Origin of the sequence: Haliscomenobacter sp. (assembly GCF_041740695.1) — a bacterium.
Lineage (GTDB): Bacteria > Bacteroidota > Bacteroidia > Chitinophagales > Saprospiraceae > Haliscomenobacter.
Genome location: NZ_JBGSLK010000026.1, coordinates 142,413 through 163,526, shown reverse-complemented (window position 1 = coordinate 163,526; position 21,114 = coordinate 142,413). Strand labels below are relative to the sequence as shown.

Annotated in this window: 21 protein-coding genes; 6 read left to right on the top strand and 15 right to left on the bottom strand. The window is 47.9% G+C overall.

Annotation, left to right across the window (positions count from 1 at the left end; translation table 11 throughout):
* Positions 1-3 precede the first annotated feature (3 nt).
* The gene (gene ung, locus ACEW9O_RS06100; RefSeq protein ID WP_373549249.1) at positions 4-675 is read right to left on the bottom strand and encodes a uracil-DNA glycosylase; all 672 of its coding nucleotides are present in this window, start codon (positions 673-675) and stop codon (positions 4-6) included.
* Between the two features lie 315 nt (positions 676-990).
* Here ung and ACEW9O_RS06095 point away from each other — a divergent pair, with 315 nt between their 5' ends.
* The 3 genes from ACEW9O_RS06095 (at position 991) to ACEW9O_RS06085 (ending at position 4,984) form a co-directional block, all read left to right on the top strand.
* Positions 991-2,313 (top strand): M16 family metallopeptidase, encoded by a 1,323-nt coding sequence (locus tag ACEW9O_RS06095; protein ID WP_373549248.1) that lies wholly within the window; start codon positions 991-993, stop codon positions 2,311-2,313.
* Between the two features lie 27 nt (positions 2,314-2,340).
* Positions 2,341-4,413, top strand: a complete 2,073-nt coding sequence (locus ACEW9O_RS06090) for a M16 family metallopeptidase (RefSeq protein ID WP_373549247.1) — start codon at positions 2,341-2,343, stop codon at positions 4,411-4,413.
* A gap of 73 nt (positions 4,414-4,486) precedes the next feature.
* Positions 4,487-4,984, top strand: coding sequence for an asparaginase domain-containing protein (locus ACEW9O_RS06085; RefSeq protein WP_373549246.1), 498 nt, complete (start codon positions 4,487-4,489; stop codon positions 4,982-4,984).
* Here ACEW9O_RS06085 and murB read toward each other — a convergent pair whose 3' ends face one another.
* The 6 genes from murB to ACEW9O_RS06055 all read right to left on the bottom strand — a co-directional run bounded on the left by murB (position 4,985) and on the right by ACEW9O_RS06055 (position 9,939).
* Positions 4,985-5,980, bottom strand: coding sequence for a UDP-N-acetylmuramate dehydrogenase (gene murB, locus ACEW9O_RS06080; protein ID WP_373549245.1), 996 nt, complete (start codon positions 5,978-5,980; stop codon positions 4,985-4,987). It abuts the gene before it with no gap.
* A gap of 119 nt (positions 5,981-6,099) precedes the next feature.
* A complete protein-coding gene (locus ACEW9O_RS06075; protein WP_373549244.1) occupies positions 6,100-6,753 on the bottom strand; it encodes a deoxynucleoside kinase in 654 nt (217 codons plus the stop codon).
* An 11-nt stretch (positions 6,754-6,764) separates the two neighbouring features.
* Positions 6,765-7,244 (bottom strand): 2-amino-4-hydroxy-6-hydroxymethyldihydropteridine diphosphokinase, encoded by a 480-nt coding sequence (gene folK / locus ACEW9O_RS06070; protein WP_373549243.1) that lies wholly within the window; start codon positions 7,242-7,244, stop codon positions 6,765-6,767.
* Positions 7,245-7,381: 137 nt separating this feature from the next.
* Entirely contained in the window at positions 7,382-7,570 is a 189-nt protein-coding gene (gene xseB / locus ACEW9O_RS06065; protein WP_373549242.1) for an exodeoxyribonuclease VII small subunit, read from the bottom strand.
* A 130-nt stretch (positions 7,571-7,700) separates the two neighbouring features.
* Positions 7,701-8,969 (bottom strand): exodeoxyribonuclease VII large subunit, encoded by a 1,269-nt coding sequence (gene xseA / locus ACEW9O_RS06060; RefSeq protein ID WP_373549241.1) that lies wholly within the window; start codon positions 8,967-8,969, stop codon positions 7,701-7,703.
* Between the two features lie 169 nt (positions 8,970-9,138).
* The gene (locus ACEW9O_RS06055) at positions 9,139-9,939 is read right to left on the bottom strand and encodes a DUF1080 domain-containing protein (RefSeq protein ID WP_373549240.1); all 801 of its coding nucleotides are present in this window, start codon (positions 9,937-9,939) and stop codon (positions 9,139-9,141) included.
* A gap of 136 nt (positions 9,940-10,075) precedes the next feature.
* Between ACEW9O_RS06055 and dinB the strand changes: the two genes are divergently transcribed.
* Entirely contained in the window at positions 10,076-11,146 is a 1,071-nt protein-coding gene (gene dinB / locus ACEW9O_RS06050; protein WP_373549239.1) for a DNA polymerase IV, read from the top strand.
* A 122-nt stretch (positions 11,147-11,268) separates the two neighbouring features.
* Here the strand turns inward: dinB and ACEW9O_RS06045 are convergent, their stop codons facing one another.
* Positions 11,269-12,450, bottom strand: coding sequence for a glutathionylspermidine synthase family protein (locus ACEW9O_RS06045; RefSeq protein ID WP_373549238.1), 1,182 nt, complete (start codon positions 12,448-12,450; stop codon positions 11,269-11,271).
* A 9-nt stretch (positions 12,451-12,459) separates the two neighbouring features.
* Positions 12,460-13,050 carry a hypothetical protein gene (locus ACEW9O_RS06040; RefSeq protein ID WP_373549237.1) on the bottom strand — a complete coding sequence of 197 codons (591 nt, stop codon included), beginning with the start codon at positions 13,048-13,050 and terminating at the stop codon, positions 12,460-12,462.
* Between the two features lie 192 nt (positions 13,051-13,242).
* Here ACEW9O_RS06040 and ACEW9O_RS06035 point away from each other — a divergent pair, with 192 nt between their 5' ends.
* Positions 13,243-14,385: a glycoside hydrolase family 26 protein gene (locus tag ACEW9O_RS06035; RefSeq protein WP_373549236.1), complete on the top strand. Its 1,143-nt coding sequence runs from the start codon at positions 13,243-13,245 to the stop codon at positions 14,383-14,385.
* Positions 14,386-14,429: 44 nt separating this feature from the next.
* Here ACEW9O_RS06035 and ACEW9O_RS06030 read toward each other — a convergent pair whose 3' ends face one another.
* Positions 14,430-15,347: a LysR family transcriptional regulator gene (locus tag ACEW9O_RS06030; protein ID WP_373549235.1), complete on the bottom strand. Its 918-nt coding sequence runs from the start codon at positions 15,345-15,347 to the stop codon at positions 14,430-14,432.
* Between the two features lie 92 nt (positions 15,348-15,439).
* On the opposite strand from ACEW9O_RS06030, the gene ACEW9O_RS06025 reads away from it, so the two are divergent.
* On the top strand, positions 15,440-16,873 hold the full coding sequence (locus tag ACEW9O_RS06025) for an NADP-dependent isocitrate dehydrogenase (protein ID WP_373549234.1): 1,434 nt from the start codon (positions 15,440-15,442) through the stop codon (positions 16,871-16,873).
* 179 nt (positions 16,874-17,052) lie between these two features.
* On the opposite strand, the gene ACEW9O_RS06020 is transcribed toward ACEW9O_RS06025, so the two are convergent.
* The 5 genes from ACEW9O_RS06020 to ACEW9O_RS06000 form a co-directional block, all read right to left on the bottom strand.
* Positions 17,053-17,583: a hypothetical protein gene (locus tag ACEW9O_RS06020; RefSeq protein ID WP_373549233.1), complete on the bottom strand. Its 531-nt coding sequence runs from the start codon at positions 17,581-17,583 to the stop codon at positions 17,053-17,055.
* Between the two features lie 25 nt (positions 17,584-17,608).
* Positions 17,609-18,673, bottom strand: coding sequence for a WD40/YVTN/BNR-like repeat-containing protein (locus ACEW9O_RS06015; RefSeq protein WP_373549232.1), 1,065 nt, complete (start codon positions 18,671-18,673; stop codon positions 17,609-17,611).
* Between the two features lie 35 nt (positions 18,674-18,708).
* Positions 18,709-19,230 (bottom strand): hypothetical protein, encoded by a 522-nt coding sequence (locus ACEW9O_RS06010; RefSeq protein ID WP_373549231.1) that lies wholly within the window; start codon positions 19,228-19,230, stop codon positions 18,709-18,711.
* Between the two features lie 114 nt (positions 19,231-19,344).
* A complete protein-coding gene (locus tag ACEW9O_RS06005) occupies positions 19,345-20,061 on the bottom strand; it encodes a LytR/AlgR family response regulator transcription factor (RefSeq protein ID WP_373549230.1) in 717 nt (238 codons plus the stop codon).
* Positions 20,058-21,098: a sensor histidine kinase gene (locus tag ACEW9O_RS06000; protein ID WP_373549229.1), complete on the bottom strand. Its 1,041-nt coding sequence runs from the start codon at positions 21,096-21,098 to the stop codon at positions 20,058-20,060. Before ACEW9O_RS06000 ends, ACEW9O_RS06005 begins: the two co-directional genes overlap by 4 nt.
* Positions 21,099-21,114: the final 16 nt, after the last annotated feature.

Sequence of the window (21,114 nt, the reverse complement as noted above, 5' to 3'; positions counted from 1 at the left end):
CCCTTACACATTCCAATCAATCTCTCCCATGCCATGCTCTTTTAAATAAGCATTGGCTTTGGAAAAATGTTTGCAGTTGAAAAAGGCACCACCTGCCAAGGGTGAAGGGTGCGCCGCTTCCAGGATCAGGTGTTTACTCCCATCAATCAAGGCCGCTTTTTTCTTGGCGAAATTGCCCCAGAGCATAAAGACCAAATGTTCCCGTTCCGTAGAGAGGGTGCGGATAACCGCGTCCGTAAAGTGTTGCCAGCCCGAACTTTGGTGTGAACCAGCCCGGCTTTTTTCCACCGATAGCATGGCGTTGAGCAAAAACACCCCTTGGGTTGCCCAATTGCTCAGGTCACCGTGACTGGGGATGGGAACTAACAGATCCGCCAACAGTTCTTTGTAAATATTTTGTAAAGACGGAGGCGTTTTTACACCTTTGGGCACGGAGAAAGACAGGCCCATGGCTTCGCCGGGATTGTGGTAAGGGTCCTGGCCCAAAATCACCACTTTGACTGCGGCCAAGGGCGTCAGTTCAAAGGCATTAAATAGGAGCGGCCCAGGAGGAAAAATGACTTTCCCAGCGGCTTTTTCCTTTTTCAAAAAATCAATCAAAACCTGAAAATAAGGCTTTTCAAATTCCTCGGCCAAGGCGGCTTTCCAGGAGGCTTCAATTTTTACGTCTGGCATGGGTATGGGTATTGGATGGAGCAAGGTTACGGAAAAAAGTTGAAAAGTTGAAGGGAGGTTGAGAAGGTTGAGGGAAGTTGAGGAAGGTTTAGGCTACCGCGAGCGATTTTGACCATGTCGATGTCTAAGTCGCTTGCGGAGCCTAAACCTCCCTCAACCTTCCTCAACTTCTTCTTAACCTCCTTTGGTCGATATTTTTTCAATTTTTCATCCAAGAATTTACAACAACAGCGTTCTTATGCCAACTTTTAAGCTTGGATTTGTCTTTATAGTATAATCCAGACACTTTATTTCTCCATTAAACCAATCAGCCTTATGCGCATTACGTATTCCCTGCTGTTATGCGTCCTGAGTTTGCCCTTTTTGGCCAACGCTCAGTTGAACCCAGTAAAATTCGAACGTTATACCTTGAGCAACGGCCTCAAGGTCATTTTACACGAAGAACATTCTACCCCAATTGTAGTGGTGTCCGTTCTGTATCATGTTGGTTCGAAAAACGAAAACCCGGAACGCACGGGTTTTGCACACTTTTTTGAACACCTGCTGTTTGAAGGTTCTACCAACGTAGGCCGCGGTGAGTTTGACAAATACCTCTCGGGTGCTGGTGGTGTCAACAATGCCAACACAAGCCAGGATCGTACCTATTATTACGAAATTTTACCTTCCAACCAGTTGCCACTAGCGCTGTGGTTGGAATCCGAACGGATGTTGCAAGCCAAGGTAGAAACCAAAGGCATCGAAACCCAACGCCAGGTGGTGAAAGAAGAGCGCCGTCAACGCATCGACAATCAACCCTATGGCCGCTTTTTGGAAGAAATGGCCGTACGCCTGTTCAAACAACACCCTTACCGTTGGACGCCCATCGGCTCGATGGAGCACCTGGACAATGCCACCGAATCGGACTATGTCAATTTTTACAAAGACTTTTATGTGCCGAACAATGCGGTGTTGACCATTGCTGGTGACATTAATCCAGCGCAGATCAAACCGATGATCGAAAAGTATTTCGCGACCATTCCCAAAGGGACTCGTCCGATTTATCGCCCAACCATCGTTGAACCTGCCTTGGGGACTGAAGTTCGGGATACCATTTTTGACAAGGTACAATTGCCTGGGGTCTTTATGGCTTACCGCACGCCGGCTCAAACCGACCCTGACTTTTATGCCTTGCAAATGTTGAATCGCCTGCTTTCGGGTGGTCAATCTTCGCGGATGTATAAAGCGCTGGTAGATGAAAAACAACTGGCCGTTGCCGCACAGTCGGTTTCGCTACCATTGGAGCAACCCGGCGCCTCCATTATCTTGGGCATTGCGGGTTTAGGTATCGCACCTGCCAAAGTAGAGGAAGCCTTGAATGCTGAAATTGAACGGGTAAAAACCGAATTGGTGCCAGAAACGGAGTTCCAAAAGCTGCGCAACCAACTCGAAGCCGATCTGGTTGACGAAAACAGCACCCTGGAAGGAATCGCCGAAAACCTCGCCAATTTTGAGACCTACTACGGCGATGCCACTCTGATCAATACCAACATCAACCGTTACCTCAAGGTGACGCGTGAGGATTTGCAGCGGGTAGCCAAAAAATACCTGGACAAAAACAACCGCGTAGTGCTTTATTGGCTGCCTGAACAAAAACAATAATTGACTAACCCGAAGAACTGTCAAAACATGAAAAAATACATCATTTACGGAATATGCTTTTTATTGGGTTTAGGCTTGAGTTTAAACCTGAAAGCACAGGAAGATTTTCGCAAAAAGGCACCAGCCGCTCTTCCTGCACCCAAAATTCAATTGGGCAATTATGTACAAAACGTATTGCCAAACGGGCTCAAAGTCATTGTGGTAGAAAACCACAGACTGCCTAAGGTATCCTTTCAGCTCTTCATTGATGCCCCACTTAACCTCGAAGGTGAGTACGCCGGGGTAGGTGAAATGGCGGGCTCACTCTTGAGCAATGGTACCAAAACCAAAACCAAGGCCCAACTGGACGAAGCCATCGATTTTATCGGCGCCAACATCAGTTCCAGCGCTACGGGTTTGTTTGGATCAGGTTTGACCAAACACCAGGACAAGGTGCTCGCTTTGATGAGTGACATGTTGTTCAATCCTGCATTTCCAGCGGAGGAGTTTGACAAACTGAAAAAACAGACCTTGTCTGCCTTGGCTTCTGCTAAAGATGAACCTGATGCCATTGCCGGGAATGTAGCCAATGTGGTGCGTTATGGCAAAAACCACCCTTATGGCGAGTTGAGCACCGAGGCCACCGTAGGTAAAATCACCTTGGAGCAGTGTCGTAAATATTATGCTACTTATTTCAAGCCCAATATTTCCTACTTGATTGTGGTAGGTGACATCACGCCAGCTCAAGCACTGGTTAAAGCCACCCAATATTTTGGCAAATGGCAAAAAGGAACGGTGACTAAAACCCCTTTTGCAGCACCCCTTGCACCCAAACAAAAGCAGATCGATTTTGTCAACCGCGATGGTTCAGTACAGTCCGTCATCGATTTTACTTACCCGATCCAGCTCAAGCCAAGTCAACCTGATTATTTGCCCGTAATTGTGATGAATACTTTGTTTGGTGGCGACGCCAATAGTCGTTTGTACCAAAACCTGCGTGAAGACAAGGGCTACACCTACGGTGCCTATTCAAACGTCAACCCCGATATTGAAGTGGGTTATTTTTCCGCTTCGGGTAGCTTCCGCAATGCAGTAACCGACAGCGCCATCGTGGAGTTCATGCAAGAATTCAAAAAGATGCGCGAGACATTGGTAAAACCAGAAGAGTTGAGTCGCGTTAAGGCCGTGATGGCGGGCACCTTTGCCATGCGTTTGGAAAGACCCCAAACCATTGCCAATTATGCACTCAATACTGCACGCTATGGTCTGCCCAAGGATTATTACAACACTTACTTGGAGCGCCTGAGCAAAATTACTGCTGAGCAAATTCAGGCCGCAGCCCAAAAATACCTGCTCCCTGAAAATGCACACATTGTAGTGGTAGGCAGCCAGGATGATGTGGTGGATAAGTTGAAAGCCTTCGGAACGGTCAATTATTACGATACGGATGGCAATCCGGTTAAAGCTCCTGCCGCTCCTGCCGTGGGTGGGATGAGTGCAGAGCAAGTCATCGATAAATACATCCAGGCCATTGGTGGCAAGGAAAAATTGATGGCCATCGTGGATGAATCCATGAGTATGGAAGCCAGTGTACAAGGCATGACCCTGGAAATGGTATCCATGAAAAAAGACCCAGGCAAAGTCAAAATCAGCGTAACCGCCATGGGCAATGAGGTACAATCGCAGGTTTTTGATGGCAAAAGTGGCAAAGTAACCCAGCAAGGCCAATCTGCGGCGATGGGTGAAAAAGAGCTGAAAAAAGCGTCGGGCGATGCATTAATTTTCCCCGAATTGCACTACGCAAAATTGGGGTACAAACTCAGCTACAAAGGCACCGAAGCCGTGAATGGCAGCGAAGCCCACAAAGTGGTGATCGAAGACCCGCAAGGCAACAAAGAGACCACTTTCTTTGATGTCAAAACGGGCTATATGGTCAAAAACGTTGAAGTCAACGAAGCAGGCACTCAAACCACTGAGTTTGCTGATTATCAAGAACAAAATGGCATTTTTGTGCCGCGCAAAGTCGTCATTGCCGGAGTATTACCTTTCCCCTTGGAGTTCAAGGTCAAATCCATCGAATGGAATAAGGGCCTGGATGATGCCAAGTTTAAGGTAGAATAATCCTAAATTTGTGGGATATTGAATAATGTAGAGGCGCAAGATTTTGCGTCTCTACGTTTTTATACCCAATACCATGATCCAAATCTTCGTCACTGGCGGCACCTTCGACAAAGAATACAATTACATCAAGGGAGAATTGTATTTCCAGGACACCCACCTGCCCAAAATGTTGGTCACCGGGCGCTGCACCCTCGATGTGGACGTCAAGACCCTGATGATGATCGACAGCCTGCAGATGACCGATGCCGATCGCTCCATCATTGCCCACAATTGCCAGCGCAATGCCCACCAGCAGATTTTGATCACCCACGGCACCGATACCATCGTCGAAACCGCAACTTACCTGGCCAATACTAACCTTGAAAACAAAACCATTGTGCTTACCGGTGCCATGATCCCTTATGCTTTTGGCACCTCTTCGGATGGGTTCTTCAACATGGGTAGTGCACTAGCCTTTGTGCAAATGCTCCCCCCTGGAGTATATGTGGTAATGAATGGCCGTTATTTCCATTGGGACAATGTGCGGAAAAATCGAAAAACGGGGAATTTTGAAACCATACACCCGGAATAGTTAAATCACGTTGACCTCTACCTCCAACACCACGCCAAATTTTTCTTTAACCGATGCCATAATTTCTTGCGCCAGTGCCCAAATTTCTGCACCCGTAGCCCCTCCTAAATTGACCAGCACGAGCGCCTGTTTTTCATAACAGCAAGCATTGCCCCTGCGTTGTCCTTTCCAGCCGCACTGTTCAATGAGCCAGCCAGCGGGCACCTTCACCCGGCCTCCTGGGGCAGAAAAATGAGGGATTTGGGGATATTCAGCTTCTAAGCGGTAGAACCGCTCAGCCTCCAATTCCGGGTTTTTGAAAAAACTCCCCGCATTGCCAATGAGTGCCGGGTCGGGCAATTTGGAACTGCGGATTTCCACCACCGCTCTGCTTACATCCTGAATGGTAGGTTGATCAATGTTAGCGGCTTGTAGTACCTCCTTGATCGCGCCGTAAGAGACGTTGACCACTGGCTGTTTTTGCAAGGTCAAATACACCCGGGTGATGAAATATTTGCCCTTGCCCGCCCTTTTGAAGTAGCTATCGCGATAGCCAAAGGCACAATCTTCCATTGAAAAAACCAACTCCTCGCCACTTCTCAACTCGATGGCTTCCAGCCCAGCAAAGGTATCTTTCAATTCAACGCCGTAAGCGCCAATGTTTTGAATGGGCGCAGCACCCACGGTGCCAGGGATCAGGGAAAGGTTTTCCAGGCCACCCCAATTGTGCTCAAGTGTCCACAGGACCAGTTCGTGCCAATTTTCACCAGCCCCAATACCAACCGTAACCTCACTATCCGTTTCCTCCACAACTACCTTACCCTTGATGCGGTTGAGCAGGACGGCACCGCCAGGGCTTTGGCGAAACAACACGTTGCTGCCTCCACCGAGGATGAGGTAGGGTCGTTTGGCACGCGTACTCAACAGTTCCAAGAGTTGTTCGCCTGATTCGACTACGAGCAACTCGGGTGCCAGGGCGTCTACTCCAAAAGTATTGTAGGTTTTTAATGAGGTCATGTTTTAGACTTTTTTGGGGCGATAAAAAAATAAGTGTTCCATTTTGCCCGCGGATTAGATAAGTAAACGGTTCATTTTAAGTTTCTTATCTAATCCACTGGCTTAGAAAAAATGAACGCTTATTTTTGCCCCACTACTTTTCGGTGCACACCCGAGGAGTAGGTTTGGAAAATCAAGTCTTTGACTTGTTGATAAGCAGCTGCTTCGTTGGCAAAATCGAGGTCTTCCAATTCGATGATCAGAATCGGAATAGAATTTTCGGTACGGAAAAACTCCAGGTAGGCGGCTTGGATTTGTTCCAGGTAGGCATCGCTGATGTCTTGCTCAAATGCACGGCCCCGTTTGCGGATTTGGTACATCAATCTTTCCACCGGGCGATGTAGGTAAACCAACAAATCGGGCCGGGGAAAGGTTGAATTCAGTACATTGAACAAGCTTTGAAACAAGCGGTATTCTTCTTCTTTGAGGTTGTTTTTGGCAAAAAGTAAGGTTTTGATGAAAAAATAATCGGCGATGATGGACTGCTGAAAAAGGTGGGTTTGGGACAATTCTTCCTGGAGCTGTTTGTGCCGTTCGGTCATAAAAAATAGCTCAACTGGAAAAGCGTAACGTTCGGGATTGTCGTAGAAGAGTGGCAAAAAGGGATTATCGGTAAACTGTTCCAGGATCAAGCGACAGCCGTACTCTGCGGCCAGTTGATTGGACAAGGTTGTTTTGCCAGCGCCGATGTTGCCCTCGATGGCGATGAACTGGTATGGAAAGGTGTCGTTCATAATCAGGTCGTTCAAATCCGCTCCACTTTCAGGGGATCGGGGCAGGCAGCCGCCAGTTCACGAATGCTTTTTTGTAAAACAGGGTGGCAAAAATCCGGTGCAATTTCAAGTAGCGGTTGCAACACAAAATTGCGCTCCTGGATAAAAGGATGCGGTATCGTCAGTCGTTGGGATTGGGATACCAGATCTCCATAAAACAAAATGTCGATGTCGATCAATCTTTCCCCCCAACGGATGCGGCGCTCACGCCCCATTTGGCGTTCGATGTCCATTACGGCCAACAACAAGGTTTCGGGCTCCAAATTGCTGTCTACCGCCATCGCCTGGTTCAAAAATTCCGGTTGGTCTTCAATGCCCCAGGCGGCAGTGCGGTACACCCCGGAGACTTGTACAATGTCGCCAACGTAACCTTCGATAAGCTCCAATGCCTTGGCCAGATGAGCCGATTTGTCGCCAATGTTGCTACCTGTAGCGAGATAAACCCTTTCCATGTGATTATTAGTAGTGGGGCAAAAATAAGTGTTCATTTTTTTAGGCCACAGGATTAGTTAATACACTTAAAATGAACCGTTTAATTAACTAATCCTGTGGCAAAATGAACACTTATTTTTTTGTCGCCCCTTTGCCATTATGTCAATTCTTCAAATAGCCCTTCAATGTCTTTTTCCACGCTGCGCAGTTTGTCGCGGCAAAAACGAATCAGTTCAGCCGCGCGTTGCAACTGCACAGCCAACTCGTCAATGCCGATTTTGCCCTCCTGCAAATTTTGCGTGATTTGTTGAAGTTCTTCCAAAGCGCTTTCGTAAGTCGTTTCCATAGCGAGCAAAGATAAAAATTGTTGGAAACATGAGTCATCCCGAATTTTTGAAAAGCCAAAATCGGGCTAAAATCTAATCGCTGAGCGATTGAATTTTGAATAGCCCCGGTCGTCCGGGGCTATTCAAAATTCAACCGCTTTCGCGGTTCGTTCTCCCAAAAATTCGGGATGACTCATGTTTACTCAACACCACCCCATCTTTAAATTCAGTCTCCAACATTTCCCCAGCCACAATATCCTGCGCCGAAGCAAGCGGCTTGCCATTTCTGGAAACCAGCGCAAAGCCCCGTTGCAAAGTCCCTTCAATGCTCAACAATTGGCAAATCTGCTCCAGCTGTTCGATTTTTTGTCCTTGCTCGCGTTGTTGGTAGCGGGCAACGAGGGGTAACTCCGCCGCGATGCGCTGCAACTTATCCTGATGCCGAGCTAAAAGCAGTTGAGGGGCAGTTTGTAAGGCTTGGATGCTGGTGCTGAGCTCCAATTCCGCCGAATGTAAACTTTCAGTCACCTGGTAGCGTAGGTACTGGCTCAACTCCAACAATTGGCTTTCAAAATGCAGGTTGTGTTGCAGCAAATAATCAGCAACCGCCGTGGGCGTCTTCAGCGCTGTATGCGCCACCAGATCCACCAAGGTTTCATCTACATCGTGGCCAATCCCGGTCAAAATCGGCAAGGAAAAATTGGCAATTGCTTCACACAAAGCGAAACTATCAAAACCCGCGAGATCCAGTTTGGCACCACCGCCCCGAATGAGGACTACAGCATCAAAACTAGCTGCCCGGCGGCGGATGGCCCGCAATTGTTTCAACACCTCAGCCTCCACCAAGGCACCTTGCATGGCGGCTGAAAATAAGCTGGATTTAAAGGCATAGCCGTAGGCATTTTCGCCCAGGTGTTGCAAAAAATCCTGATAGCCCGCTGCCGTTTCAGAACTAATCACGGCGATGCGCTGCAAAACCGGGCGCAAGGGCAATTCTCTATTTTTGCCCAACAGTCCTTGTTGCTTCAGTTGCTCATACAGTTGGCGGCGGCGTTGTTCCAGTTTGCCCAGGGTATAACTGGGGTCGATGTCGTCCACCATCAGTTTGAGGCCGTAGCGCTCGTGGTGTTCCACTTTTACCCGCAGCAGGAGCTCAGCGCCTACCTGGAGCAGGGCTTTCCAATTGGTGGCACCTAATTTGCTTTGTAAGCGCCGCTGCGCACTTTGCCAGATGACCGCCGAAGCCTGAGCCGTAGGTTCATTTTCATTTTCGGATTTTTCCACCAATTCAAGGTACACATGCCCCCGCGATTGGCTCAGTTGTGCAATTTCACAACGCACCCATAGTGCATCTGGAAAATTCAGTGCAACGACCTGGCGCAGGAAGGATTGGAGTTCGAAAAGTGAAATGGCTTGCATGAAGAGTGAAGAGTGAAAAGTGAAGAGTGAAAAGTGAAGTTGAAGTTGAAGTTGAAGTTGAAGAGTGAAGAGTGAAGAGTGAAGAGTGAAGAGTGAAAAAAAAATCGATAGCAGTTGAAAAACAATTGGTGTACATGCTCTGCACTTTTCACTTTTCACTCTTCACTCTTCACTTCTTCTTCCGATAATACTTCTCCAAATCCATCACTTCCACTTTACGAAATTCCACCGGATGGCTTTCACTTTGCAGCGAAATACTTCCCGAGGTAAGCATCTGGCCATCTTTTTTGACCGCAGGATCAAAACCGCTGACCGTGCCGCCGCCAATTTGTGGTTTGTAATACGTCAATACCGTATCCCCATTCACGATGTGTTTGATGATGGAATCGCCCAAGACCATCACCTCTACGCGTACCCATTCATCCCCGTAGTAGGTTTTGGATTTGGAATTGGTGCAATGGGGGGTGTACAATTTGCCATTCATCACGACGTTGGTGCCAGGGGTACAAAGGTTCGCGGTGGTGCGTGGTGCCTTGATGTTTACGTCCTGTCCCAGAAGTTGCACTTCAATGGAGATGGGAAAATCCTGGTCTTTGCCCATGGTTGCGGCGGGTTGGCCGTGCACCATGATGCCGCTGTTGCGAAAGGCCCAATCCGGCCCTTTGGGCGCTTGTTGGCCGATGAAGCGGTATTCCGCCGCTACGATGTAGTGGCTATAAGGTTTTTTGTAAAAAATGTGTCCAAACTGTTCTTTAAAGTCGGAGTACGCTTCATAATTCACTTGCATTTTCCCGTCTACCACCCGGAAGGTGTTGCCGAAATTTTCGTTGAGGGCATAACCCCGTATTTTCACATCCCAACCTTTCAGATTTTTGCCATTGAAGATCGGTTTCCATTTGCCTTTGAATTGAGGCTGAGCCAGGCAGAGTTGGCTCAAGGCCAGGAGGAGGACGACAAGTGTGAGTCTCATGATCATTAAATTTTGCCACAACATACTAAAAAGACTCAATGAACAGAAGTTGAAATTTTTCTTTTTAAAAGTCGCCAATAAGTTTTTATATTTTTGCTGTACCCAAGTGGGGTATGGTGAAACACCTATTATTGTCATGCGCAAAATCATCCACATCGATATGGACGCCTTCTTTGCCTCGGTGGAACAACGAGACAACCCGGAGTTGCGCGGCAGGCCCGTGGCGGTGGGTGGAGGTGGTACGCGGGGCGTCGTGGCGTCGGCCAGTTACGAAGCGCGTAAATTTGGGGTGCGCAGTGCCATGTCGGGTGGAATGGCGCGGCGACTGTGCCCGGAGATTGTGTTTGTGCGTTCCCGCTTTGACGAATACCGGACTGTGTCCAACCAAATCCGGGAGGTTTTTTTGGATTATACCGACCTGGTCGAGCCCCTTTCGCTAGATGAAGCCTACCTGGATGTGAGTGAAAACAAAAAGAACATGTCTTCGGCCACCCTGATTGCGCAGGAAATACGCCAACGCATCGAAAAAGAGACGGGATTGACGGCTTCAGCGGGGGTTTCTTTCAACAAATTTTTGGCCAAAATTGCTTCCGACATCAATAAGCCCAATGGCATCAAAGTCATTACCCCCGAAGAGGCCATCCCTTTTTTGGAACAACTCCCCGTGGAAAAATTTCACGGCGTAGGCAAAGTTACTGCCCGCAAAATGCACAACATGGGCATCTACAAGGGGGGGGATCTCAAACAGCGTAGCGAAGCCGATCTGGTGCGGTTTTTTGGAAAAGCCGGGCGGCATTATTACCGCATTGTGCGGGCAGAAGACGAACGGGAGGTGAATCCACACCGCATCCGCAAGTCGATTGGTGCCGAGCGCACATTTAATGACGATGTGAGTGACCCCGAGGTCATGAAAAACAAGCTCAGCGATTTGGCCGAAGGGGTACACCGCTACATGAGTCGAACCGAGAATTTTGGACGTACGGTGACCCTCAAGCTCAAGTCACCCGACTTTAAAATCCTTACCCGCAGCCGTTCCTTTGCTTCAGAAATTCGGAACCTGGATGAGTTGATTCGGATTGTACATGATTTGCTGGATCAACACCTGGAAGAAGCGCCAGTGGTAAGGCTGCTGGGGGTGACCCTATCAAACTTGGAGAAGGAAAATGAGGCAGAGGGCGGGATACAGCTCGAATTGGAATTCCCTTAGGTGATTCTTAAGTGTCTTCGGTTTCTTAGGTGGTGAAGAATACTATACCTGCTTCGCAGGTTTTTTCTTTTTCACCACCTTAGAAACCTAAGACACCTAAGGGACACCTCAGAAGGTAATGCTTACACTCGTACCCAGTGTCCAATAAACTGGGCGCTATTGTCAATGATGCGGTGAGCGCTGCGCCGGAAACCGATTCCACAGGCCTCATACGCAAAAAACAAACCCGCCTGATAGTAATTCCCAGCCTGATCACGCGCCAATTGCGCCAGCGCTTGATACACCTTGATTTGATTTTCGTATTCCCCACTGCGGGCAGTTTCAGGCAGGCCATCGTCGTCAAAAATGGCCACATTGGCACCTTCACGGCCCAGGACTACTTTTTCCACAAAAGGATAATTTTCACGTCCTACGGGTTCTTCCAGGGTGGTTTTTAAGAGCAAGGGGTCTTTGGGGTTCAGTTGCCAGAGGTACGCCATGAGCGCCTTGGATTGGAACAACATGGTGTAGGCCGGGTTGAGCACGATGGCCAGACCACGGGTAACGATGTTGGTCAGGATGCGCAACAAATCCGGTTCGTCCTCGGCGATGTATTCCCAAGGAATGAGTTTGAACCAAAAGGGATATTGGGTGGTATTTCCATCTTCCTCTTCGACGAAGATGCCATTGACATCCGAAAAGATGACTTGATCGATGTAGCGAAAAGTGGTCTCAAAACCAGCTTCCCGCGCCGCCGTTTGTAGGAGTTCTACATTGTGGTCATCTTCTGGTGCTCCAGCTAGGGTGGAAAACAAAATCGCGGCTTCACGTCCAGGATTGAGTTTTTTCAGCCGTTTAAAATTGTCGACCAGTGCTTCATACAAGAAGTTGAATTGTCGGTCTTCCGAAATGCCATTGGCCCGCAATTGAGCCCATTGAATGATGGCCGTTTCGGGCACCGATGTGGGCGTATCAGAATTGAATTCGAGTACCTTCATCGGCAGACCATCGACTCCTCCAACCAGGTCAAAGCGGCCGTAGAGGTGCAAGTGTCGCTCGTCCTCCCAAGTGTACTCAATCAAGTCGTATAAATTGGGTGGAATGCCCAAGGTGTGCAGGAGGTCATTGTCCAATACGTATTCCGCAGCTTCTACAAAGCGCTCATATAGGTGGTTTCCTGCGGTATAAAAAGCATCCCTTTCCTCGGCGCTGATTTCAACAATTTCCTCGGTCAGGTATGCATTTCCTTCGGGAGACAAAAAGTAGCTCCAGCCCATTTCCTCGTACACGGCGCTGGGCAATTGGGGCAATTGATGGGTCTGCATGTCTTTAGTTTAGGAACCGAAACGAGAGCGACCGCTGCCGCCAAAAAAGCCAGTTCTTCCCCGTACAGGCCGCATTTCGGTGCGGGAGAGGGAAGTGCTGCGCAGTTGATCGGTTACGCCTGAACTGGCAAAACCATTATTGCGGTAGACATTGTACGGAGAGGGGCTGTTGAAACCTCGTCCCATCATGTGCCCAAATGAACTCCAGTACAGTACAGGACCAATCCCATAACCATGTCTATAATGGGTTCTGTTATGTGTAGAAACGGTATCCTGACTGGTGACCAGTGATTGTGCTTCGGCCAGGCCCAGCGTATCTACTTGTCCACTTAACCGTTTGATGATGACGCTGGAAGCAGCTTTACCTTCGAGCAACTGCTCGTCCACCACTTCAAATTTATCGGGTTCCACTTCTTCCAGGGTGGTTTGTACCCCTTTGGTGACTTCATAAGTGGTTACCGCTTCCCAATCACCACTACCCCCGCTGTTGGTACATTGGGTATGGGTAGCCAACAAGGCGGCAACTGCGACATAAAGACCACCTTGGCGTAGACGATCATTGAACTTTGGGTTTGTACTAAAATGACGAGCGGGAGTCATGTTTGTTGTTTTGTTAAAAAATGTCTACAAATATAGCAAAACTTCCTGCACAAGGCGCAGATTTACGACGAGTGCCTAGGAGCTTTCTACCTTTGTTACAATACGCCACCCATTCTGGGTTTTTTCTCTATTTTACAAATGGTTTTCAAAAGATAATTTTGAGCTCATCAATGATTGTTTAAAGAAATTTCCATGAAAGGACTCTTGAAAAAACTTTGCGCACTACTGAGCCATACTGTCTGTGGTCTAATCCTGCTTTTAGGCTTGTCCCATCATGGATTTAGCCAGCAAACTGCGGATCAAAAAGCCACTAAAGCAACCCAGCGTTTGTACAGCGACCTACACCGAGCCATGAAGGACAGCCTGCTGCTTTTTGGCCACCAGGATGATTTGGCTTACGGCATTGGCTGGAAATACCAGCATGGGCAGTCCGATGTGCTGCGCAGCGCGGGTGCTTACCCAGCGGTTTTTGGTTGGGATTTGGGACATCTGGAGTTGGGTGCAGCCACCAATCTGGATTCAGTGCCTTTTGATCGCATGCGGGACTTCATCAAACATGCGCATAAAATGGGAGGCATTAACACCATCAGCTGGCATTTGCGCAACCCCCAAAGTGCAGGTAGCTCCTGGGATACGGCTACTGCCATCCGGCACGTTTTGCCAGGTGGAGAAAAACATGCCCTTTACTTGAGTTGGCTAGATAAAGTGGCCGATTTTATGCTGAGTTTAAAAACGGGGGTATTTGGTAAAAAAATTCCAATCATTTTCCGGCCTTACCACGAACATACGGGTTCCTGGTTTTGGTGGGGGGAAAAATCCTGTACCCCTCAGGAATACATCGCCTTGTGGAAACTGACGGTTGATCGTTTAAAAGCGCGAGGTGTAAACAATTTGCTATATGCCTATTCTCCAGCTGAGTTTCGCTCCGTAGAGCACTATTTGGAGCGCTACCCCGGTGATGACTACGTGGATGTGATTGGTTTTGATACCTACCACCACAATCCCCAGGATTCCCTTTCCAGCGTTTGGTTTTCTCAAAGGTTGTCCCAAAGTTTGGCTACCATGAGTCAAATTTCCGCCGCACATCAAAAAGTAATGGTGCTTTCGGAAACAGGTTGCGAACAAATTCCGGTACAAAACTGGTGGACTTCCGTGCTGTGGAATGCCCTTAAAAATTACCAGGCTGCTTATGTACTGGTTTGGCGCAATGGGCGGACGGATCACTACTACGCGCCTTATCCAGGACACGCCAGCCAGGAAGATTTTAAAAACTTCCAAAGCCAATCACGAGTGCTTTTTCAAGACAAGTGGAAAGCGTTGCGCAAGCAGAAATAGGCATCGCGAATGAAAGGAATGAAATACGATTTGTGAGCATTGAACTACCTTGAATGCGTAAAGTGCAAGCCAGCTATACGTTCCTTTTCCATTTCAACATGTTGCAAATATGCCTTTGCCACCGGAGATAAGTTTTTACCTTTCAGCCAGATTAATTGCCAGGCGGTTTGAATGGGCAGACCTTCCACCGGAATAATTTTCATCGCCCCACTTTGTAGCTCATTGCGTATGCCGATCAAAGGCATAATGGAGTAACCTAAGCCTGCCAATACGGCTTGTTTGACTGCCTCGTTGGAAGTCAATTCCATTTTTTTCGGCACATTGAGCTGTTGTGTTGTGATGAATTTCTCCATTGACTGGCGAGTACCGGACCCTTTTTCCCGAAAAATCAAAGGGCTTTGCTCAAATAACACCTTTAAATCAACTTGTTCGGATGGGGTTGTATCTCGATTGCCAACCAAATAAAGCTTGTTGTCCAATAAATCGATATGGTTCAAAGCCAAGTGCTCTGGCAAAATAGAAACCAGTGAAAAGTCCACCTCGTTTGCCTCCAAGCTCTTAATGACTTTGGTTTTATTGGTCACATCCATCTCTAGCTCAACACCTGGGTTTGCGTGCATAAAAGCAGTCAGGAAGTAAGGCATAACGTATTTTCCGGTAGACACCACCGAAACCTTGAGTTTACCAAACAACTGGCCGCGGTAAGCCAAGGTTTTGTGCTGAATGGCATCCACTTGTTCCAGAATTTGCTCGGCTGCCAGGGCAATTTCCCGGCCAAAATCAGTGATGTAAATCTTCCGACCAATCACTTCAGTTAGGGGAATGACGAACTGGTTTTGAAAATTGCGCAATTGAATGGATACCGCTGGCTGAGTAAGATGCAATTCCTCCGCAGCTTTGGTCACGCTCCCGGTTTGGGCAATTTTCTGGAATACTTGCAATTGGTTTAAAGTGCAATTCATAAATTTTGTTTATGATTTTCATTGCAAAGATAAATAAAAATCTATGAATAAAACTCCAGAGTTTTGTGCCGTCCACAATCAAAAAGACGGATATGACAAAGATAACTGTAGCAAAAGGGGATGGAATTGGTCCCGAAATCATGGACGCCACACTGGACATTATTCTGGCTGCTGGCGCTCAAATTGAGATTGAAGAAATTGAGGTAGGTGAAAAGGTTTACCTTGCTGGCAATACTGCTGGCATTGCCAAGGAATCCTGGGACATCATCCGCCGCAACAAGGTATTCTTGAAAGCGCCCATCACTACTCCTCAAGGGGGTGGCTACAAAAGTTTAAATGTGACGACGCGTAAGTTTTTGGGGCTGTACTCCAACGTACGCCCTTGCATGAGCTTACATCCCTTTGTCAAAACCAAACACCCGCACATGGATGTAGTCATTGTCCGGGAAAATGAAGAAGACCTATATGCGGGTATTGAACACCAACAAACCGATGAGGTGGTGCAATGCCTCAAGTTGATTAGCCGACCTGGCTGTGAAAAGATTGTACGCTACGCTTTTGAATATGCCCGTCAATATGACCGCAAAAAGGTAACCTGCTTTACGAAAGACAACATCATGAAACAAACCGATGGACTTTTCCATCAGGTTTTTGATGAAATCGCTGTGGAATACCCCGATATCGAAAACGAACACTGGATCATCGACATTGGTGCGGCGAAAATGGCGGATACTCCCGAAGCTTTCGATGTCATTGTGATGCCGAATCTTTATGGGGATGTACTTTCGGATGTAGCCGCTCAAATTGCTGGTTCAGTGGGGCTGGCGGGGTCAGCTAATATTGGCGAAAGTTGTGCCATGTTTGAAGCCATCCACGGCTCCGCACCACGGCGTGCCGGGCAAAATATGGCTAACCCTTCCGGCTTGTTGCAGGGCGCCATCATGATGCTCAACCACCTTGGCCAAACTGAAGTAGCTGAAAAGGTGCAAAACGCCTGGCTAAGAACCATCGAAGACGGCATTCATACCTACGACATTTACAAAGAAGGAGTGAGCAAGCAAAAAGTCGGCACCAAAGAATTTGCGGCTGCCGTAATTGCCAATCTGGGACAACAACCGCAACAATTGACGGCAGTGAGTTACGCCAAAGGCAAACCCCTCCAATTGCCACGATACCAGCGTAAAAAGCCAGCCAAAAAAGAACTTATGGGGATTGATTTGTTTGTGCACTGGCCTGGCACTAACCCTGATCAACTGGCCAATCTGATGAAAGAACTCGAGGTAGAGGAGGTCAAGTTGAAGATGATCACCAATCGAGGCATCAAGGTATGGCCAGAAGGGTTTGAAGAGACCTTCTGCACCGACCACTGGCGCTGTCGTTATCAGAGTCAGCAAGGCAAGTTCATCAAACACGATACCATCACCTTACTCATCAATGCCATGAAACATGAGATTGATGTCGTAAAAACGGAGAACCTGTACGCCTTTGATGGCAAGCCAGCCTTCTCCCTGGGGCAAGGACAATAAGAGCATCCACTTTTTCCTACTATTGTTGTTAATTTTCAATGCAAAGGCTTAGAGGACACCTGTTCCTCTAAGCTATTTTTTTTGAAGGCCGTAATGCCCAAAACAAAAGCCCACAGCACCATCAAAAAACAGCACTGTAGGCCACAGGGAATAGCAGTCTGATAATTTGAACTAAACAACTAAAACTTGAGTGAGGCGAAATACGCCTCCTTCACCGCAGGGTCACCTTTTTGTTCCAAGCTATTGAAATTCACGGTGTAACTTTTTATCCCTTTTACAAAGATCAGCTGGCTGATGATATTGACCTTTCCATCTCTGGGAAATTCGAGGTCAAGAGCCAGTGCAGGTTGGTCGTTGACTTGAATGCGTGCTGCTTTAAGCAATTTAGAATTTGTAAGCGCTTGCACAGAACTACTCTGCACTTGATCCCAAAACTCTGAAGTTTCTGCGGCTTCGCTCAGTTGCTCCGCGCTGATCCCCAGATTGCTCAAGTCGCGAACAAGCACGGTGAGTACGGCAAGGCTGTCTGCCGTTTTTAAGCGAAACAAGGTGATCCCACCATCCATATCGCGCTTGCTAGGAGCCTGAGGGTATTTGATGGAAACACCTTCACCAAGTTCTGTTTGCACCCAGTTTTCACTTTGTGCTTGCACATTAAGACCTACAAGGAGGCCAAGAATAATACAAATGGCTACAATGAGATTTTTCATGTTTTTTGGTTTTTGATTCAGGTATTTATTCTGCTTTTTGGAGTTTAAACACGTTTACACCAATGGCATAGCCATAGTGCTGGCCTTGCTCCTGATAAATGCGGATTTTGTTGCAAGCACGGCCCAGGTCTATTTTTGACCAGGTTTGGCCGCCGTCTTTGGTTTCGAAGCCGGTGCTCATCGTGCCAACATAGCCGTGAACTTCGTCCAGAAAACCAATACCAAACTCGCGGGCTTGAGCATCTTCTACGAGGTTGAGCTCTTGCCAGCTCAGGCCCCCATCGGTGGTTTTAGCCACACGCTGTTGCTTCACATTGGGGTCAGGGTTGTAGGATTGGATGGTGACATAGCCCACCTTGCGGCTAGGGAAAGAGACTTTCCAGGTGGTTTCAAAAGGGCGGCTGGATTGGAAGACGGGAGCCCAGGTTTTGCCCCCATCTTTGGTGTGCAAGATCAAGGCGTTGGATTCGGCTATATCGGCGTTTGAGGCTGCGCAGGCGATGCCTTCCTTGGTGTTGAACATCTTGATGTCGAAAAGCATACTGGCCTTTGCATTCAGATCGCTTGAAGTGAAAGTTTTGCCGTCGTCGTGAGAAACCATCATCATGGCTGGACTACCCACCCGGCCCACGGCGTAGATGTGGTATTTGTAGCCGATGTTGCCATGGTTGATGAATTGCTCTTTGACGATGTCAATGGCACAAAGTCCTTTGACGTAAGGCCCCTGGTAAGCGACGGGTGCCCAGCTTTTGCCCCCATCCAGGGTGCGGTAAAGGGGAATGGTATCGGTGACATTGGGGAAATAATCCGTACCCACCGTACCCGCGAACCCACGCAAGCTGTCCAAAAAAGCCACACAGCGGAAAAAGGTACCTTTTTGTTCCAATTGTTTTTCCCAGCTTTGGCCACCATCGCGGGTGCGGTAGATGCGGCCGTAACCATTGACGTACCAGCCCAGTTTGGGGGAGACAAAACAGATGTCGTCCTGTTTGCCCGGATAAGGCTCAGTGTTGAGTTTCTGCCATTGTAGTTGTTGGGCGGGGAGATAGGCTGCGCACAAGCACAGCAGCAAAGCGCAATAAAACTTCATAGTCGGGTGATTTGAAGTGAAAAATGGAGAGAGTATCAGGCCGTAGCCAGGAGCATGAAGAGCAACTCATCCTGCCCCCCATGGTATTCTCGGACGATGTCTTTCGTCAAGATGAAGCAGAGGGCCAGGAGCAGCAACAAATGATCTACTTCCAGCATGAAATTGCCCAGTTCAATGCGGAAGGGAGATTTTTGTAGGCCAAGCTGCAAGGAGTAGCGAATGACTTGCTCCGTACCTTTGCTGATGAGCAGGCTGAGTTGAGGATCGTTCTTGTAGCGCATTTCCAGGGGCTCATCCAGTGCCGGGAAGGAAATGAAGGCTTTGCTACCCCAAAATTGATGTTGCATGCGCATCACCTGGGTACCATCCTGGCTTACCTGATAGATGGGATTCCAGAAACCCGTGCGCTCAAAGAAGAAACTGCGCCCATTGATGCGGCACTCTTGCTCGCCTGATTTCAAAAAAAGTAAATCCAATAGCAGCTCCTCTCCACTGAAGAGTTGAAAATGATTGGTTTGGCCTTTCCAAACGAGGGTATCACTGGTGAATGCAAACATTTTGGTGTCGTTTTTATGACTCAAAAATGTGGCATTTGCAGAAGGGAGGAAATTCAATTTACAGGAATGCAGAAATGTGGTGATGAACGCAACGAAGAATACAAAGGGGCCGATTTAAATCCCCATCCACTCCTTAAACTTGACCGACTGGCGCTGGCTGATCTCAACCTTACGCCCTCCTGGCAAGTCCACCATAAGGGTATTATTAAAGTAAGCCTGGATGTTTTGGATGTACTCAATGTTGAGAATATGCTGACGATTGGCGCGAAAAAAGTGGCTGGCCGGGAGTTTTTCTTCCAGGTAATTGAGCGACTTGTGCAAGAGTGGCTTATTGTTGCCGTAATACATCCGGGCATAATTGCCCACACTTTCGATGAGGAATACTTCCGCAAGGGGTACAAAAAAACATTGCTCACCGTCTTTGATAAAAATGCGTTTATCAATGCTCAATCTCGTGGGATTGGCCTCTTCTGGCAGGAGTTGCTTTTTGAGCTTTTCGATGGCTTCGGCCAAACGCTGCGGATTGATCGGTTTGAGCAAATAATCCAGGGCACTCACTTCAAAAGCTTTGATTGCATACTGATCATACGCGGTGATGAAAATGACCAGTGGGGCTTCATCCAGTTGTTCGAGCAAATCAAAGCCGGAGGCACCGCGCAAGTTGATGTCCAGGAACAACAACTGGGGTTTGAGCCTTTGAATCTGCTCAATAGCGGCAGGCAACGCATCGGCAATGCCCAAGACCTCTACCTCGGAATGTGCGACCAGCATTTTGCGCAATTCTTCAGCAGCCAGGTATTCATCTTCAACAATTAAGGCAGTGTAGCTCATGGCAATCGTTTGGGTAACTTGATTCGGATCAATACAGTATTAGACTTTTGTTGTTGCGTAAAATCAGCAGCCTGGCCATAAATGGCTTCCAGGCGACGCTGGATCAACCTTAGTCCTACACCTCGATGTGCCTCATCGGGTTGCCAGCTGCCCGAGTTGGTTACTTCAATGCAGATAATGTTGTGTTCCAACCTTAGTTCGATCCGCACTTGAATGACCCCACGATCGTTCGCCTGGCCATGCTTGATGGCGTTTTCTACCAAAGTCAGCAACATGCCGGGCGGAATCACCTGATGACGGACCTGATCATCGAGTTGCCATTCCACTTCTAAGCTAGTGCCAAAGCGGATTTGCTCGAGTTGCAGGTATTTTTGGACTTCTTCGATTTCCGTTTGTAGCGCAATTTCCTGCTCCTGCCCATAGTTCAGTGTAAAGCGCAGCAGTTCTGCCAGCACCACAATGGCCTCCCGGCTTTTTTCAGGATCAATACTGACCAGGGCTTTGATGCTATTGAGGGCGTTGAACAAAAAGTGCGGATTGAGCTGGGAGCGCAACAGCTCCAACTCGGCACTTTTGGCCAAGGTTTCCACGCTTAATTTCTCCTGTTTGAGCGCCGCATTAATATCCATGATTTTGTACAAAAAATAAATGATCACCCATACCCCGACGTAGCGCATCCAGTTCAGGGTAAGGCCCAACAAGCTGATGGGCGTAAGCTGTTCGCTTAAGGGGGTTCCCAGTACAGTGTTGATGCCAATGTTGGCGCAGGTCAGTAGCAGCGATAGGGTCAAGGTATACAATAGGGCACCCAGCCAGATTCTGAATGTGGAATTGTTTTGAAAAAAATTCAATCTAGCCAACAGTAACTTAAGGGCATGCGTAAGTACAACACCCACAAAGGCTAAAGACAGAAAAAACAACAAGTACTCAATGCTGAATTTTCCAATAATAAAAAAGGTAAAGTTGATGACTTCAATTGCCACCATGCCCAGCCATCCGGTAACTTGGCAAAGCCAATAGATTTTGGTTTTGTGCATAAAAAATGAATTCGCG

What these genes read in the sequence shown, in the direction of transcription:
- ung (WP_373549249.1), bottom strand. Translation starts at nt 675, where the DNA reads ATGCCAGACGTAAAAATTGAAGCCTCCTGGAAAGCCGCCTTGGCCGAG.
- ACEW9O_RS06095 (WP_373549248.1), top strand. Translation starts at nt 991, where the DNA reads ATGCGCATTACGTATTCCCTGCTGTTATGCGTCCTGAGTTTGCCCTTT.
- ACEW9O_RS06090 (WP_373549247.1), top strand. Translation starts at nt 2,341, where the DNA reads ATGAAAAAATACATCATTTACGGAATATGCTTTTTATTGGGTTTAGGC.
- ACEW9O_RS06085 (WP_373549246.1), top strand. Translation starts at nt 4,487, where the DNA reads ATGATCCAAATCTTCGTCACTGGCGGCACCTTCGACAAAGAATACAAT.
- murB (WP_373549245.1), bottom strand. Translation starts at nt 5,980, where the DNA reads ATGACCTCATTAAAAACCTACAATACTTTTGGAGTAGACGCCCTGGCA.
- ACEW9O_RS06075 (WP_373549244.1), bottom strand. Translation starts at nt 6,753, where the DNA reads ATGAACGACACCTTTCCATACCAGTTCATCGCCATCGAGGGCAACATC.
- folK (WP_373549243.1), bottom strand. Translation starts at nt 7,244, where the DNA reads ATGGAAAGGGTTTATCTCGCTACAGGTAGCAACATTGGCGACAAATCG.
- xseB (WP_373549242.1), bottom strand. Translation starts at nt 7,570, where the DNA reads ATGGAAACGACTTACGAAAGCGCTTTGGAAGAACTTCAACAAATCACG.
- xseA (WP_373549241.1), bottom strand. Translation starts at nt 8,969, where the DNA reads ATGCAAGCCATTTCACTTTTCGAACTCCAATCCTTCCTGCGCCAGGTC.
- ACEW9O_RS06055 (WP_373549240.1), bottom strand. Translation starts at nt 9,939, where the DNA reads ATGAGACTCACACTTGTCGTCCTCCTCCTGGCCTTGAGCCAACTCTGC.
- dinB (WP_373549239.1), top strand. Translation starts at nt 10,076, where the DNA reads ATGCGCAAAATCATCCACATCGATATGGACGCCTTCTTTGCCTCGGTG.
- ACEW9O_RS06045 (WP_373549238.1), bottom strand. Translation starts at nt 12,450, where the DNA reads ATGCAGACCCATCAATTGCCCCAATTGCCCAGCGCCGTGTACGAGGAA.
- ACEW9O_RS06040 (WP_373549237.1), bottom strand. Translation starts at nt 13,050, where the DNA reads ATGACTCCCGCTCGTCATTTTAGTACAAACCCAAAGTTCAATGATCGT.
- ACEW9O_RS06035 (WP_373549236.1), top strand. Translation starts at nt 13,243, where the DNA reads ATGAAAGGACTCTTGAAAAAACTTTGCGCACTACTGAGCCATACTGTC.
- ACEW9O_RS06030 (WP_373549235.1), bottom strand. Translation starts at nt 15,347, where the DNA reads ATGAATTGCACTTTAAACCAATTGCAAGTATTCCAGAAAATTGCCCAA.
- ACEW9O_RS06025 (WP_373549234.1), top strand. Translation starts at nt 15,440, where the DNA reads ATGACAAAGATAACTGTAGCAAAAGGGGATGGAATTGGTCCCGAAATC.
- ACEW9O_RS06020 (WP_373549233.1), bottom strand. Translation starts at nt 17,583, where the DNA reads ATGAAAAATCTCATTGTAGCCATTTGTATTATTCTTGGCCTCCTTGTA.
- ACEW9O_RS06015 (WP_373549232.1), bottom strand. Translation starts at nt 18,673, where the DNA reads ATGAAGTTTTATTGCGCTTTGCTGCTGTGCTTGTGCGCAGCCTATCTC.
- ACEW9O_RS06010 (WP_373549231.1), bottom strand. Translation starts at nt 19,230, where the DNA reads ATGTTTGCATTCACCAGTGATACCCTCGTTTGGAAAGGCCAAACCAAT.
- ACEW9O_RS06005 (WP_373549230.1), bottom strand. Translation starts at nt 20,061, where the DNA reads ATGAGCTACACTGCCTTAATTGTTGAAGATGAATACCTGGCTGCTGAA.
- ACEW9O_RS06000 (WP_373549229.1), bottom strand. Translation starts at nt 21,098, where the DNA reads ATGCACAAAACCAAAATCTATTGGCTTTGCCAAGTTACCGGATGGCTG.